The organism is Alphaproteobacteria bacterium (assembly GCA_035625915.1).
Classification (GTDB): Bacteria; Pseudomonadota; Alphaproteobacteria; order JACZXZ01; family JACZXZ01; genus DATDHA01.
Genome location: DASPOR010000201.1, coordinates 1 through 14,670, shown reverse-complemented (window position 1 = coordinate 14,670; position 14,670 = coordinate 1). Strand labels below are relative to the sequence as shown.

The 14,670-nt window shown below is 62.4% G+C and carries 18 protein-coding genes; 17 read left to right on the top strand and 1 reads right to left on the bottom strand.

The window, feature by feature from the left end; translation table 11 throughout:
- Nucleotides 1-34: 34 nt before the first annotated feature.
- The 17 genes from VEJ16_15635 (at nucleotide 35) to ureG (ending at nucleotide 13,710) form a co-directional block, all read left to right on the top strand.
- A complete protein-coding gene (locus VEJ16_15635; GenBank protein HYB11094.1) occupies nucleotides 35-1,225 on the top strand; it encodes a D-alanyl-D-alanine carboxypeptidase family protein in 1,191 nt (396 codons plus the stop codon).
- Nucleotides 1,222-1,863, top strand: coding sequence for a dTMP kinase (gene tmk / locus VEJ16_15630; GenBank protein ID HYB11093.1), 642 nt, complete (start codon nucleotides 1,222-1,224; stop codon nucleotides 1,861-1,863). Before VEJ16_15635 ends, tmk begins: the two co-directional genes overlap by 4 nt.
- 131 nt (nucleotides 1,864-1,994) lie before the next feature.
- Nucleotides 1,995-2,444 (top strand): GNAT family N-acetyltransferase, encoded by a 450-nt coding sequence (locus VEJ16_15625; GenBank protein ID HYB11092.1) that lies wholly within the window; start codon nucleotides 1,995-1,997, stop codon nucleotides 2,442-2,444.
- A gap of 54 nt (nucleotides 2,445-2,498) precedes the next feature.
- The gene (locus VEJ16_15620; GenBank protein HYB11091.1) at nucleotides 2,499-3,596 is read left to right on the top strand and encodes a DNA polymerase III subunit delta'; all 1,098 of its coding nucleotides are present in this window, start codon (nucleotides 2,499-2,501) and stop codon (nucleotides 3,594-3,596) included.
- A gap of 32 nt (nucleotides 3,597-3,628) precedes the next feature.
- Nucleotides 3,629-5,260, top strand: a complete 1,632-nt coding sequence (gene metG / locus VEJ16_15615; protein HYB11090.1) for a methionine--tRNA ligase — start codon at nucleotides 3,629-3,631, stop codon at nucleotides 5,258-5,260.
- A 14-nt stretch (nucleotides 5,261-5,274) separates the two neighbouring features.
- Nucleotides 5,275-6,087: a TatD family hydrolase gene (locus VEJ16_15610; GenBank protein ID HYB11089.1), complete on the top strand. Its 813-nt coding sequence runs from the start codon at nucleotides 5,275-5,277 to the stop codon at nucleotides 6,085-6,087.
- Complete coding sequence (locus VEJ16_15605) at nucleotides 6,084-6,854, top strand: MBL fold metallo-hydrolase (protein ID HYB11088.1); 771 nt, start codon at nucleotides 6,084-6,086, stop codon at nucleotides 6,852-6,854. Before VEJ16_15610 ends, VEJ16_15605 begins: the two co-directional genes overlap by 4 nt.
- A gap of 154 nt (nucleotides 6,855-7,008) precedes the next feature.
- A complete protein-coding gene (locus VEJ16_15600; protein HYB11087.1) occupies nucleotides 7,009-7,740 on the top strand; it encodes a 2OG-Fe dioxygenase family protein in 732 nt (243 codons plus the stop codon).
- A 93-nt stretch (nucleotides 7,741-7,833) separates the two neighbouring features.
- Nucleotides 7,834-8,052, top strand: coding sequence for a hypothetical protein (locus tag VEJ16_15595; GenBank protein ID HYB11086.1), 219 nt, complete (start codon nucleotides 7,834-7,836; stop codon nucleotides 8,050-8,052).
- A 2-nt stretch (nucleotides 8,053-8,054) separates the two neighbouring features.
- A complete protein-coding gene (locus VEJ16_15590; protein HYB11085.1) occupies nucleotides 8,055-8,495 on the top strand; it encodes a type II toxin-antitoxin system HicB family antitoxin in 441 nt (146 codons plus the stop codon).
- 129 nt (nucleotides 8,496-8,624) lie between these two features.
- On the top strand, nucleotides 8,625-9,500 hold the full coding sequence (locus tag VEJ16_15585) for an urease accessory protein UreD (protein ID HYB11084.1): 876 nt from the start codon (nucleotides 8,625-8,627) through the stop codon (nucleotides 9,498-9,500).
- Nucleotides 9,501-9,565: 65 nt separating this feature from the next.
- The gene (locus tag VEJ16_15580; GenBank protein ID HYB11083.1) at nucleotides 9,566-9,868 is read left to right on the top strand and encodes an urease subunit gamma; all 303 of its coding nucleotides are present in this window, start codon (nucleotides 9,566-9,568) and stop codon (nucleotides 9,866-9,868) included.
- A gap of 11 nt (nucleotides 9,869-9,879) precedes the next feature.
- Nucleotides 9,880-10,185, top strand: coding sequence for an urease subunit beta (locus tag VEJ16_15575; protein HYB11082.1), 306 nt, complete (start codon nucleotides 9,880-9,882; stop codon nucleotides 10,183-10,185).
- A 9-nt stretch (nucleotides 10,186-10,194) separates the two neighbouring features.
- Nucleotides 10,195-11,907: an urease subunit alpha gene (gene ureC / locus VEJ16_15570; GenBank protein HYB11081.1), complete on the top strand. Its 1,713-nt coding sequence runs from the start codon at nucleotides 10,195-10,197 to the stop codon at nucleotides 11,905-11,907.
- Nucleotides 11,907-12,416 carry an urease accessory protein UreE gene (locus tag VEJ16_15565; protein HYB11080.1) on the top strand — a complete coding sequence of 170 codons (510 nt, stop codon included), beginning with the start codon at nucleotides 11,907-11,909 and terminating at the stop codon, nucleotides 12,414-12,416. The genes ureC and VEJ16_15565 overlap by 1 nt, the downstream gene beginning before the upstream one ends.
- On the top strand, nucleotides 12,413-13,090 hold the full coding sequence (locus VEJ16_15560; protein ID HYB11079.1) for an urease accessory protein UreF: 678 nt from the start codon (nucleotides 12,413-12,415) through the stop codon (nucleotides 13,088-13,090). Before VEJ16_15565 ends, VEJ16_15560 begins: the two co-directional genes overlap by 4 nt.
- Entirely contained in the window at nucleotides 13,087-13,710 is a 624-nt protein-coding gene (ureG, locus tag VEJ16_15555) for an urease accessory protein UreG (GenBank protein HYB11078.1), read from the top strand. The genes VEJ16_15560 and ureG overlap by 4 nt, the downstream gene beginning before the upstream one ends.
- A gap of 30 nt (nucleotides 13,711-13,740) precedes the next feature.
- Here ureG and VEJ16_15550 read toward each other — a convergent pair.
- Nucleotides 13,741-14,670, bottom strand: a 930-nt coding sequence (locus VEJ16_15550; protein HYB11077.1) for an adenylate/guanylate cyclase domain-containing protein, incomplete at its 5' end; no start/stop codon positions are given.

Below are 14,670 nucleotides of genomic sequence, written 5' to 3'. Positions count from 1 at the left end.
CTCGAGTGCGAGATCGAAGGATAAAAACGTCGCCATGATGCCACGCGCGCAATTCCGTGCCGAAAGTTGGATCCGCTCTTGCCGCTCGATCTACTTGACGGGTGCGGTCGTTCTGTCACTGGCACTTGCGAGTGGGCCCGCACCGGCGGCTCTTCCAAGCATCGACACTTCGGCCAAAGAAGCGATCCTGATCGATTACGATACGGGTGCCGTCCTCTTGGCCAAAAACGCCGACGATAAAATGCCGCCATCGTCGATGGCCAAGATGATGACGCTTTACATCCTCTTTCAGCGGATCAAGGAGGGTCGCGTCAAAAAGGACGATACAATGGCGGTCAGCGAAAAGGCGTGGCGCACCGGCGGATCGAAGATGTTCGTCAAAATCGGCAGCCGTGTCAGCGTGCAGGATCTGGTCCAGGGCATCGCGGTGCAATCGGGCAACGACGCATGCATTGTCGTGGCCGAGGGGCTCGACGGCAGCGAAGAGGCGTTCGCCGAGGAGATGAACAAAACGGCCAAGGATTTGGGGCTCACGAACAGCCACTTCACCGACTCGTCGGGCTTACCCGACCCGAACCAGTACATGTCGGCACGGGATCTCGCCATCCTCGGCCAGCGGCTGATCCATGACTTCCCCAACGAGTACCACGTCTTCAGCGAAATCGATTTCAACTATAACGGCATCAAGCAAGGTAACCGCAATCCGCTCCTCTACAAGAGCGTGAACGTCGACGGCATAAAGACCGGACACACCGACTCAGGCGGCTACGGTTTGACCGCCTCAGCGAAGCGCGAGGACCGTCGGCTCGTCCTCGTCGTCAACGGCATGAGCTCCGTGAACGAACGCAGCCGCGAATCGGAAAAGCTGCTCGATTGGGGATTTCGGGAGTGGAGCAACTATGCGCTCTTCAAAGCGGGCGACAAGGTCGACGACGCGCCGGTTTGGCTTGGCGTGAAGCCGACCGTGGCGCTTGTCGTCGACCGCAATTTGACTGCAACCATGCCCCATCTCGATCGCGACCAGATGAAGGTGACGGTAAGCTATGACGGCCCGATCCCGGCACCGGTGGTGCAGGGGACCGTGGTCGGCAAGGTAACCGTTGCGACACCGGACACGCCGACGGTCGAACTACCCATCAAGGCCGGCGAATCGGTCGACCGGCTCGGCTTCTTTGGCCGGATCGGCGCGGCATTTACCCAACTTCTCTGGGGCCCTGCCAAGTGAACGTGCCGCGCGGCCGTTTCATCACGTTCGAAGGCGGGGAGGGTGTCGGCAAAAGCTCGCAGCTTACGTTGCTGGCGGAAACCCTGCGCAATGCAGGACACGCGGTCGTCACGACGCGCGAGCCGGGCGGGACCCCGGGGTCCGAGGAAATCCGAGCGCTTTTGGTGAATGGCGAGGCGGGTCGGTGGGATGCGATGAGCGAGCTTCTTCTGTTCGCGGCCGCCCGGCACGAACACGTGCGGCAAAACATTGCGCCAGCCTTGGCGCGCGGGGAGTGGGTGTTGTGCGACCGCTTCACCGATTCGACAATGGCATACCAAGGTTACGGCCATCAGCTCGGCCGAGAGCCCTGCGTGACGGCGCACAAGCTGGCCGTCGGCAATTTCCAGCCGGACCTCACCCTCATCCTCGATCTGCCGGTCGAGGACGGCGTGCGGCGCGCAAAACGACGCGGCGACGCCGGCAATCGATATGAGGGTATGGCCGTCGAGTTCCATCGGCGCGTGCGGGAAGGATTCCTTGAGATTGCCCGCCGCGAACCCACGCGTTGCTGTGTGATCGATGCGAGCGGGCCACTTCCCGACGTGCAGGCTGCAATCAGGCGCGCCGTCGTCGAGCGCCTCGGCGTGGCGATTTGACGCTGCAACCGGTATTCGAATGCGTGGGATCGCCAGCGATGCGAAGGAAGGAGTCGACCGTGGCTAAAAAGGTGCGCCACCCACGTCGCGTTGCGAAGGATGTCGGGTCGCCAGCTACAACACCGTTCGAAATTCGGGAAGACGATTTATCGAGCGCCGCCACGGGTTCCCTATTGGCGCTGCATCTCGCGGGGATGCGCGCCAACTCCCCGCCGGAAAGCGTTTTCGCCCTCGATTTATCCGGCCTCAAAGCGCCGGGTGTTACGGTTTGGACCGTGTGGCGGGACGATGAGATCGTGGGTATAGGGGCGTTGAAGGAGTTGCGCGACAAGACCGGCGAGTTGAAGTCGATGCGGACTCATCCCGATCACCTGCGAACAGGCGTTGCCGCCTTTTTGCTCGACCATCTCATCGACGTGGCGAAATCGCGGGGTCTAAAGCGCCTCAGTCTTGAAACGGGAAGCGGGCCCGCTTTCGAACCGGCCCTAGCACTCTATCGCAAGCGCGGGTTCGTCGACGGCGATGCGTTTTCCGACTATGAGCGCAGCCCCTTCAATCAGTTCCTCCACTTGCCGCTTTGAAAAGCCGACCGCGGAACCCGATATTTCAACGTCACGCCACGATATAATCGACCGATGAGCGACGAGGAAACGGAACCCGACTTGGCGCCCCGCGCCAATCCCGCGCTTTACGGTCATGAAAGCGCGGAGAAAACCCTGCTCGATGCCTACAAATCGGGAAAGATGGCGCATGCTTGGCTCCTTTGCGGCCCGAGGGGTATCGGCAAGGCAACACTTGCCTATCGCTTCGCGCGCTTCGTACTCGCGCAAATAAAAAGCGCTGACGGCGATCTTTTTAGAGCGCCGCCGCCAAAGGAGAGTCTCGCGATAGCACCCGACGATCCCGTCTTCCGCCGAGTCGCATCCGGCGGCCACGCCGACCTCTTGACCGTCGAGCGGACCGAGAATGAGCGAGGCAAGCTGCGCGACGAGATCGTGATTGAGGATACGCGGCGGATCGGCGGCTTCCTCCACCTCACGCCCGCCGAGGGCGGTTGGCGCGTGGTCGTCATCGACTGTGCCGAGGAAATGAATCGCAATGCCGCCAACGCCGTCCTCAAGATTGTCGAGGAGCCGCCGTCGCAAGCCCTCATCCTCCTCGTGAGTCACGCGCCCGGACGCCTGCTGCCCACGATCCGCTCCCGCTGCCGGCGTCTTGCATTGAATTCGCTCGACGAGGCGACGACCGCGCGCATCCTCCTCGAGCAACGGCCCGAAGTGAACCCCGCTGACGCCGCCGCGTTGGCGCGCCTTGCCGAAGGGAGTGCCGGCCGCGCCATCGATCTCGCCGACCAAGGCGGGCTGGCCTTGCTCCGTCATATGGTCGGGCTTCTCGAGACTCTACCTCGGCTCGATGTCGATGCGCTCTACAAGCTCGCCAACCGCATGGGCGGAACGGAAGGCGAGGCCGCATTCCGGACCGTTACCGACCTGTTGCTTTGGTGGCTAGTGCGCTTGATCCGTGTCGGTGCAGGCGAGGAGGCGCCCCTTCAGGTGGTGACCGGTGAAAGTGAGCTTTACCGGCGTCTCGCGGCCCGCGGCGGCCTTGATCGTTGGCTGGAGGTATGGGAAAAGACGCGCGCTCTCGTCGCCCGCGCCGCCGCAGCTAACCTGGAGCGCAAGCAGGTCTTGCTCAACGCTTTCCTCGCCCTCGAAGCGCCGGCCAGCGTTTGATCGAGCCGCACCCCTCGACCTCGGAGGTTTCGATGACCGCTGAGCGGTCGTTCTACATAACGACGCCGATCTACTACGTTAACGATGCGCCGCATGTAGGCCATGCCTATACGACTTTGGCCTGCGATGTGCTGGCGCGGTTCATGCGCCTCGACGGCTACCGGGTAAAGTTCCTCACGGGTACCGACGAGCACGGGCAAAAGGTCGAGAAGGCGGCGGCGGCGGCGGGAATAGCGCCTCAGGCGTTCACCGACAAGGTATCGCAAAATTTTCGCGACCTCGCGAAGGCCCTGAACATTTCCAATGACGACTTCATCCGCACGACGGAAGAGCGTCACGTCATCGCGAGCCAGGCGATCTGGCAGGCAATCGCCGCACGGAAATCACCGAAAGGCCGCGAGAACATCTATCTCGGCAAATATGCTGGCTGGTATGCCGTGCGAGACGAAGCGTTTTATGGCGAGAACGAGCTTACGACCGGCGCTGACGGAAAAAAGCGGGCACCCTCGGGTGCCGAAGTGGAGTGGGTCGAGGAGCCGAGCTATTTCTTCCGACTGTCGGACTGGCAGGAATGGTTGCTCGACTACTACAAGAGCGCTAACCCGTCCTTCATTGGACCTGCGAGCCGGCGCAACGAAGTCATCAGTTTCGTCGAGCAGGGGCTCGAGGATCTCTCGATCTCGCGCACCACGTTCATGTGGGGGATACCCGTGCCAGGCGACTCCGCACATATCATGTATGTGTGGCTCGACGCGCTCACGAACTACGTCACGGCGGTCGGCTACCCCGACACGAAAAGCGACGAATTCACAACCTTTTGGCCTGCCGATCTTCACATGGTGGGCAAAGACATCCTGCGCTTTCATGCGGTCTACTGGCCGGCCTTCCTGAAAGCCGCGGATCTGGCGCCGCCAAAGCGCGTCTTCGCCCATGGCTGGTGGACGGTCGAGGGCCAGAAAATGTCGAAATCGCTCGGCAACGTCATCGATCCCCATGCGCTCGCGGTCAAATACGGTCTCGATCCCGTGCGCTATTTTCTTTTGCGGGAAGTGCCCTTCGGCCAGGACGGTGACTTTTCGCACCGTGCCCTGGTCCGCCGGCTCAACAGCGATCTCGCCAACGATCTCGGCAACCTCGCACAACGCGTGCTCAGCTTCATCGCGAAGAACGCCGGCGGCGTTGTGCCGCTGCACGGCAAATTTATAAAGATAGACAGCGATTTGCTCGTTGGCGCCGGACCCTATCTTTACCAATCCATCAAACGCGATCTCATAAACCTCACGCGCGACGACAAGCAAGCACAGCACCTCGATGTCGGATACCCGGCGTTTCATCGGGCGCTGGAAGCGATCTGGGCTACGGTGGGCGAAGCCAACCTCTATGTCGACGCGCAGGCGCCCTGGAAGTTGCGCAAGGAAGACCCGGCGCGGATGAACACGGTCCTCTATGTTTTAGCAGAGACGCTGCGCTGCCTCGCGTTGCTCATCCATCCTTTCATGCCGGACTCGATGGACAAGCTTTTGGACCAGCTCGCCGTGCCGAAGGATGCGCGCCGCTTCGACCTGTTGGGTGAGAAGGGACGACTCGTTCCCGGCACGAAATTGCCGAAACCCGAGGGCATTTTCCCGCGTTATCTCGAAGCTGACGGGGAGGCGGCGAGTTGACGCCGGCTCGATCGATGCTCGTCGACAGCCACTGTCATCTCGACTTCCCCGAGCTATCGGCCGACCTCGATGGAGTCCTTTCGCGTGCGCATTCGGCGGGCGTGGGAACGCTGGTGACGATTTCGACCAAGCTCAGTGAGTTCGGGCGCGTTTCGGCGATCGCGGACGCCCATCCCGATGTCTGGTGCTCGGTCGGGGTTCATCCCCATGAGGCCGCAGTGGAGGCGGGGGCGGACGATGCGGCGAGGCTCGCGACATTCGCCCGGCATCCCCGCGCGATCGGCATCGGCGAAACGGGGCTCGATTACTATTACGAGCACAGCCCTCGGGACGCGCAAAAACGAGCCTTTCGCGCCCACTGCGCAGCGGCACGGGAGGCCCGCCTGCCGCTTATCGTCCATACGCGGGACGCGGACAACGACACGATCCAAATCCTGCGCGAGGAAAGCCGGCGAGGCGCCCTTACCGGGCTCATCCATTGCTTCACGGCGGGGCCAGAACTGGCTGATTTCGCGGTCAATATCGGCTTTTACATTTCGATCTCGGGAATCGTCACCTTCAAGGCCGCGGATGCGCTGAGGCAAACCGTCAAACGCGTGCCGCTCGAACGACTTCTGGTCGAGACGGACGCACCTTATCTGGCCCCGATGCCCAAGCGGGGCAAGCGGAACGAGCCAGCCTTCGTGGCGTACACGGCGGCCGCCCTCGCCGGGCTGAAAGGGGTTTCGGCGGACGAACTCGCGCGGGTCACAACTGCGAATTTTTTCCGCCTGTTCCGTAAAGCCACCGCCCCGGCAGCCGAGGCCCTCGGCGTCGGCGACGAATGAAGCTCACGATCCTCGGCTGCGGCGGCTCGAATGGGGTGCCGCTCGTCGGCGGGATTTGGGGCAACTGCAATCCGAACAACCCGCGCAATCGGCGGCTGCGAGCCTCCGTCCTCGTCGAGGATGGAGCCACACGTCTTCTCGTCGACAGCTCACCGGACCTGCGCCAACAGCTTCTGGCGGCGGGTACCGGCCAAATCGACGCCGTGATCTACACCCATCCCCACGCCGATCATCTGCATGGCATCGACGATCTTCGGATGGTCAACGTGCTGCGGAATGCAGCATTGGATATTTATGGCGAGGCGCCTACCTTGGCCCAGATCCGAACGCGCTTCGGTTACGCGCTCACGCCGCTGAGCGCCAACAGCCAAGGCTATTTCTACAAACCCTGCCTCGTGCCCCACGAGATTGTCGGCCCGTTCCGGGTCGGCACGATCGATGTCGTTCCGTTCGAGCAGGACCACGGCTATTCGAAGACGCTTGGGCTTCGCTTCGGCCCCATCGCCTATTCGACGGATGTGGTCAGCCTCGGGGAGGCGGCGTTCAAGGCCTTGGCGGGCGTGAAGGCCTGGGTGGTCGATTGTTTGCGCTTCGCACCCCACGAAACGCACTCGCACTTCGACAAGACGCTCGGCTGGATCGCGCGGGTGAAGCCTGAGCGGGCAATACTCACGCACATGAATCACGCCATGGATTACGACAGCGTCTCGGTCTGCTGTCCGCCGGGGGTCGAGCCTGCCTATGACGGATTGGCGGTCGAGGTCTGATTGGCCGCACAATATCCAGTTCCGATCGTTCTACCCAGCCAAAGTGGCATGGGCGATCTTCCAAAAGTGGCTCTTTCACGCAACCGCTTTCGACCCCATCCTAATAGGGTGCAGATCTGCAATGGGTCCTTGCGGCAGCCGGGCGAGTGGTCGGATGAACGAGACGATTGTTGCGGACGAGAGCGGACTTCGCGATGCGATCGGCCGCGATGGCTTTATCTTCGTCCATTCGGAAGAAACGCAGCGGGTTTTGGCGCGGTCGGGGACACTTTCCGACTGGGACGCCTTCGCCAAAAGTTGGGACGATCTGCGCCTCGACACCTACATGGCGGACGGCGGACTTTACCGCCGCCGGCGCCACGCCGCCTACGCGGTTGAGGAGTCGGGGACGATCCGGCGCAAACCCCATCAGCCCCATTACCAAAGCCGTGACTACAATCCGCTCAATGGCGGTATCGCGCGGTGGTTCGAACCGATCGTCCCCGAGATCGGCGACGGGCCGACCATGCGGACGATCCTTCGCTTCTGCCACCACCTTTTCGGCGCGTTGGCGCCGCGAACCCTGGCCTGGCATGTGGAAGCGCACCAGTTCCGCATCGAGGCGCGGCGTGGCCAGGAGGGACGGCCGACGCCCGAAGGCATGCATCGCGACGGTGTCGATTTCGTACTTGTGCTTTTGATCGCGCGGCACAATATCGCGAGCGGCACAACCAGGATTCACGGGCTCGACCACCGTGCCCTTGGAAGCTTCACGCTACGCAATCCGCTCGATGCGGCCTTGGTGGACGACGCGCGCTGCTTTCACGGCGTCACCCCGGTCGAGGCGATCGATCCCGCAGTACCGGCTTGCCGGGATGTGCTCGTGGTGACATTCCGCAAGGAATGATTGCGCGCGCGACTTGATCGACCGCCCCCCAAGGGATTTAAGCGCCTCCGGCCCAGCGATTGAAATTCGCACAGATATGTGCGATATAGGACCGTGACCGGCAACGAATTCGAGCGAAAAATCAAGAAAATCGGTCGAAAGAACGGGATTATCGTTGTGTTCGACAGCGGTCACGGCAAGGGCAGCCACGGGCGGCTCTATTATGGCAATCGATTTACGACACTCAAAGACCGAAAGAAGGAAATCGGCCCTGGCTTGCTCGTCGCAATGCTCGCTCAGCTTGGCCTGACCAAGGCGGATCTGGAGAAGTGAGAATGGCTTTCGGTTATCGGTACACGCTGGAGAGGCAGGCAAACCATTGGTGGCTCGTCCGCTTCCCTAGAATCCCAGAAGCGCTCACCGAGGGCGAAACGGAAGAGGAGGCGCGGACCAGCGCCGTCGATTGTGTGATCGCCGCACTCGAAGGATACATGAAGGCCGGCAGACCACTGCCAAAGGGTGATACGGGGCGCGACCGCGCGGTGCTTCCGTCGCTCGTAACGGCCAAGCTAGCCGTTTACGAGACAATGCGCAGGCGGGGCTGGTCGAAGCTTAAGCTCGCAAAGCAACTTGGTATGCCCGAAAACTCGGTGCGCCGGTTGCTCGACCTGCGTCACAGCTCGCATATGTGGATCATCGACGCGGCGTTGGCCAAGATGAAGGCCGAGTTGCCCATCGATTTGCCGAAGGCACGAGCACGTGGGAAGGCGGCATAGACCCCGGCTCAAACCTCAGCATTACTTGATCGACTGCGAACTCCGCGGCGAAGTCAAGGGCCTCGGGCTCGGCGACTGACGCCGAACATATGGTCGAATCCAGTCTTCGGCGTTACCCTGGAAATCAAGGTGAGAGACGAAGTCTTCCTGGCGCGGACGGCGGCAGCCCTCGATACACAGTTCGAGCGGGCACACGGTGTCGCGGAAATTGCCTTCGCGGCGGATCGTTTGCGGGGAGCGTCACGTCTGGCGCATCTTTACCAAAAGACGCCGTGCCGGGTCCTCTTTCCACGCCAGGAGACCGGCGATCCCGTCACGGCGGTGCTTCTCACCACGTCGGGAGGCCTGACCGGCGGCGACAGCGTCCGGGTCGCGGTCGATGTACGCGAGGGGGCTGCTGCAACGGTGACGACGCAGGCGGCTGAAAAAATCTACCGCTCGCTCGGATCCGCCGCAGAGATCGACGTGACGCTCAAGGTCGGGGAGGGGGCTTGGCTGGAGTGGCTGCCGCAGGAGACCATTCTTTTCGATCGCGCGCACCTTGTGCGCCGAAACAATGTGGATGTGGCTGCGGGGGGCCGGTTCTTGGGCGTTGAGATCGTCGTGTTTGGCCGCACCGCCCGCGGCGAGCGGTTTACGAGCGGCAAGCTCCATGACGCTTGGCGGGTGCGATACGACTCGAAGCTCGTCTGGGCCGATGGGCTTCACCTCGAGGGCGATGTCGGCCGCGTGTTTCAATGCAAGGCGGGCTTCGATGGCGCCGTCGCTTGCGTCACGATGCTCTATGTGGCCGAGGGAGCGGCAACGTTACTGGAGACGGCACGAGCACTCCTCGAAGGGGCCGTAAGTCGAGCTGGCGCCACAGTCGTGAACGGCATCTTGATCTTGCGCATGTTTGGCCCGGATGCGCGGCACCTTCGCCGCGATGTGGTGCGATTTTGCGCCCGGTTCCGTGCGCTTGCGGCGGGGTTGCCGTCACGATTGCCGCGTGTATGGCAAACCTGATGGCCTGGGCGAACGAGGCCGTGCGAAAAAAGACGACGTGAAGGACGGATGAGAAGGAGGCCAAGGTGAATCTGACCCCGCGAGAGAAAGACAAACTCCTCGTCGCGATGGCGGCGATCGTAGCGGCGAGACGCCTCGAGCGCGGCGTCAAGCTCAACTTCCCCGAGGCGGTCGCCCTCATCACCGACTTCGTCGTCGAAGGTGCCCGAGACGGCAAGTCGGTCGCTCAATTGATGCGCGACGGTGCGGGTGTCGTTAAGCGCAGCCAGGTCATGGACGGAGTCGCCGAAATGATCGAGGAGGTTCAGGTCGAGGCGACATTTCCCGACGGCACAAAACTTGTGACCGTCCACGCGCCCATCCGCTGACGGAGGCTTTCATGATTCCCGGAGAAGTCATCCCGAGGGCCGGCGACCTCACGCTCAACGAAGGACGTGACACGGTCACGATCGAGGTTGCGAACGCGGGCGACCGACCTATTCAAGTGGGCAGCCATTATCATTTTTACGAGACGAACGAAGGCTTGAAATTCGAGCGGGAGAAGTCACGCGGGATGCGGCTCGATATTCCCGCGGGTACGGCGGTGCGCTTCGAGCCCGGCCAGACGAGGATGGTAACGCTCGTGCCTTATGGCGGCGCTCGCACGGTCTACGGCTTCAACGCAAAAATCAACGGCAAGCTCTAAGGGGTCGACATGGCGTATAAAATTCCGCGCGGCGTGTATGCCGGCATGTTCGGCCCGACGGTCGGCGACCGGGTGCGGCTCGCCGATACCGAACTATTCGTCGAAGTCGAGGAGGACAGAACCGTTTACGGCGAGGAAGTCAAATTCGGCGGCGGCAAGGTGATCCGCGACGGCATGGGCCAAAGCCAGGCGAGCCGCGAGGACGGTGCAGTCGACACCGTCATAACCAATGCGCTGATCGTCGATCATTGGGGCATCGTGAAAGCCGACATCGGTATCAAAGACGGGCGGATTGCCGCCATCGGCAAAGCCGGCAATCCAGATGTGCAGCCCGGCGTCGACATCGTCATCGGGCCCGGCACCGAAGCGATCGCGGGCGAAGGCAAGATTGTCACCGCGGGCGGCATCGATATCCACATCCACTTCATCTGCCCGCAACAGATCGAGGAAGCACTCTATAGCGGCATCACCACGATGCTTGGCGGCGGTACGGGGCCGGCAGCGGGGACCACCGCCACGACCTGCACGCCCGGTCCCTGGCATCTCGGGCGAATGCTGCAGGCAGCCGAAGGTTTTCCGATGAATCTCGGCTTTTGGGGCAAGGGCAATGCCAGTCTGCCCCACGGGCTTGTGGAACAGGTCGAGGGTGGGGCGTGTGGGCTGAAGCTGCATGAGGACTGGGGCACCACGCCGGCGGCGATCGACAACTGCCTGGCCGTGGCCGACGCAATGGATGTGCAGGTCCTGATTCACACCGATACCTTGAACGAGTCGGGCTTCGTCGAAGACACCATCGCCGCGTTCAAAGGTCGGACGATTCACGCGCTTCACACCGAGGGTGCCGGCGGGGGCCACGCGCCCGACATCATCCGCCTGTGCGGGGAGGCGAACGTGCTGCCGTCCTCGACCAACCCTACGCGGCCCTACACGGTCAATACGCTCGACGAGCATCTCGACATGCTCATGGTCTGTCACCATCTCGACCCGACGATCGCCGAGGATGTCGCATTCGCCGAGAGCCGCATTCGCCGGGAGACGATTGCGGCGGAAGACATTCTTCACGACCTCGGCGCTTTTTCCATGATCGCCTCGGACAGCCAAGCGATGGGACGCGTGGGCGAGGTGATCATCCGCACGTGGCAAACCGCCGACAAGATGAAGCGCCAGCGCGGACGGCTGCCGGAGGAGACGAGCGACAACGACAATTTCCGAGTCAAGCGCTACATTGCGAAATACACGATCAACCCCGCGATCGCCCAGGGCATCTCGGCTCATGTCGGCTCGGTCGAGGCGGGAAAACTTGCGGACCTCGTACTATGGTCGCCGGCTTTTTTCGGCGTTAAGCCAAGTCTCGTCCTGAAATGCGGCTCGATCGCGGCCGCACCCATGGGCGATCCGAATGCGTCGATCCCCACACCGCAGCCGGTGCATTACCGGCCCATGTTCGCGGGCTTCGGGCGCAATCTCGTGGAAAGTTCGGTGCTGTTCATGTCGATTTCCGCGCATTCGAACGATCTTGGCGCGAAGCTCGGCATCTCGCGTCCGTCGTTGCCTGTCGAGAACACGCGGCAGCGAATTTCAAAGTCCGACATGGTGCATAACGGCAAAACTCCGAAGATGGAAGTCGATCCCGAAACCTACGAGGTGCGCGCAGACGGCGAATTGCTCACCTGCGAACCGGCGAAGGTGCTGCCCATGGCGCAAAGATATTTTCTTTTCTGATGGAGACGGTGGCGGAAATCCTGCGTGCGGGAGCGTGGCCGACAAAGGACGAGCGCGACAGCATCACGCTCGCCTATCAGGACCGCTATCGCCGGCGCGTGGCGTTGACGGCGGAGGGCGGCACCAGGTTTCTCCTCGATCTGTCTCAAGCGACCCTCTTGCGCGACGGCGACGGTGCGCGACTTTCGGGCGGGGGGTTCATCCGCATCATCGCCGAAATCGAGGCGCTTTTCGAGGTGACCGCGTACCCGGCAGAGGATTTGGCCCGGCTTGCCTGGCATCTCGGCAACCGACATATTCCAGCCGAAATCGGGCAGGATCGTATCCTCATCCAACGCGACCGGGTCATCGCCGACATGCTCATCGGCCTCGGCGCCCAAGTGCAAGAGATCGCAGCACCCTTCAATCCCGTGACGGGCGCCTACAGCGTCGACGATCACCGCCACGGCCATGCGCACGATCATCGCCATGAAAATGGCGGCACCCATGGTGAGGGCAGGGGGAAATGATGGACCGGGCGGGCCTCTATCGGCTCATGACATGGCTGTCTCCGGCCTATCCGACGGGAGCCTTCAGTTACAGCCACGGCATCGAATACGCCGTCGAAGCCGGGCTGGTCGCCGATCGCGCGTCGCTCGCGGCGTGGATCGCGCATATCATCGAGGAAGGTACCGGGCGCGTTGACGCCATGCTTTTTCGCGCAGCCTACCTCGCGGCGGACGATAGCGCGCGGCTCGACGAAATCGCGGAGCTTGCGGCGGCGCTCCGCGCGACTTCGGAAACCGCACTCGAAAGCGCTCAGCAAGGGGCGTCGTTCCTCGCCGTAACGCGCCATGCCTGGCCGAACAAGCGTCTCGATGCCGTCCATGCGCGGCATCGGGGCAGGGGCGTGGCGCTACCGGTCGCCGTGGCGATTGTCTGTGTTGGAACCGTCGAACTCGACATCGCACTTTCGGCATATTTGCACGCGATGGCGGCCAACCTGGTTTCGGCCGGGGTACGCCTCATTCCACTGGGCCAGAGCGATGGCCAATCGGTCCTCGCGGCACTCGAAGACATCGTCGATCGTGCAACGACCGATGCGCTTTCGAGCCGCTTCGAGGAGATCGGTTCGGCCGCGCCCATGGTCGACTGGACGTCGATGCGTCACGAAACCCAGTACACGAGGCTTTTCAGATCATGACCCGATCGCTTCATGGACCCTTGCGGGTTGGCGTCGGCGGACCCGTCGGCTCCGGCAAGACCGCTCTCGTCGATCGGCTTTGCAAGCATATGCGCGACACCTATCGCCTCGCCGTCGTCACCAATGACATCTACACGAAAGAGGACGCGCAATTCCTCACGCGCTCGGGCGCCTTGGCGCCCGAGCGGATCGTTGGCGTCGAGACGGGGGGCTGTCCGCACACGGCAATCCGGGAGGACGCATCGATCAACCTCGCGGCGGTCAATGAGATGTGGGCGCGGTTTCCCGATCTCGACCTCGTCTTCATCGAGTCGGGTGGGGACAATCTTGCGGCGACGTTCAGCCCGGAGCTGGCTGATATTACGATTTATGTCATCGACGTGGCCGCCGGTGACAAGATCCCGCGCAAGGGCGGGCCCGGGATCACACGGTCGGACCTGCTCGTCATCAATAAGATCGATCTGGCCCCGCTCGTGGGCGCCAGCCTCGAAGTGATGGATCGCGACGCGCGCAAGATGCGCGGCCGGCGGCCGCTCATCTTCTCGAATCTGAAAGCGGGTACCGGTGTGCCGGAGATCGCCGATTTCGTCGCGACGGCCGGCGGCCTCGGCGCCGCGTGACCGAGCCATCGGCCCGCCGGCACACCCCGGTTATTTTGTCTCCATGATCACGAGCCCATCCCAATCCTCGGGCGGCGGCGATGCCATATAGGCGCGCGCGCGCGCAATTTGCACAGTCGACACACCATCGTGGCCGCCGCGAAGCGCGATGACGCGCTCAAAGAGTCGAATGGCGTCATTCCACGCTCGCCTTCTCAATGCGGCACGGGCTTCTTCGTAGACGGCAATCCACGCCATCATGGTATTGGCTTCCGCGTCATCGCTCAGGGCGAGCAGCTCGTACATTTCGAGACCCAATTCCTTGCCATAGACCGCGACCCGGTCGAGCGGGCGCGCCACGATAAGCTCGCGGGCTGCTTCGTAGGTATGCTCTCCGATGATGATCTCGGTCCCGTAGATCTTGTTCAGGGATTCAAGGCGGCTTGCGACGTTGACCGGATCGCCTATCGCCGTATAGTTCAGGCGGTCATTGCTGCCGACATTGCCGACCAGGACCGTCCCGGTGTTGACGCCGATGCGCACACGAACTTCGGGCACATGGCGCTCGCGGTTCGCCATGCGCAAGCGACGCACGCGCGCCTGACAGGCGAGGGCCGCCCGGCATCCCTCGAGGGCGTGGTGCTTGCTCGGGGTCGGCGCACCCCAGAACGCCATGATTGCATCGCCGATATATTTGTCGATCGTGCCTCGGCCGGCCTGGATTTCATCGGACATTTCGCTCAGATAGCGGCCCAGGAATTCAATCAGCTGTTCGCCGAGCATTTCGGAGATGTGAGTGAAATTGGCGAGGTCCATGAACAATATCGTCAACTCCCGCCGCTCGCCGCCAAGCTCGGCCTCGATCCCCTGCGCAAAGAGCGTTCGTACGAGATCGGTCGGGATGTACTTCTTGAACGAGGCAAGGCTGGTCCTCATGCGCGCCGTGGCGGCCGAAACCTGGCTGATCTCGGTGAAGCGGGA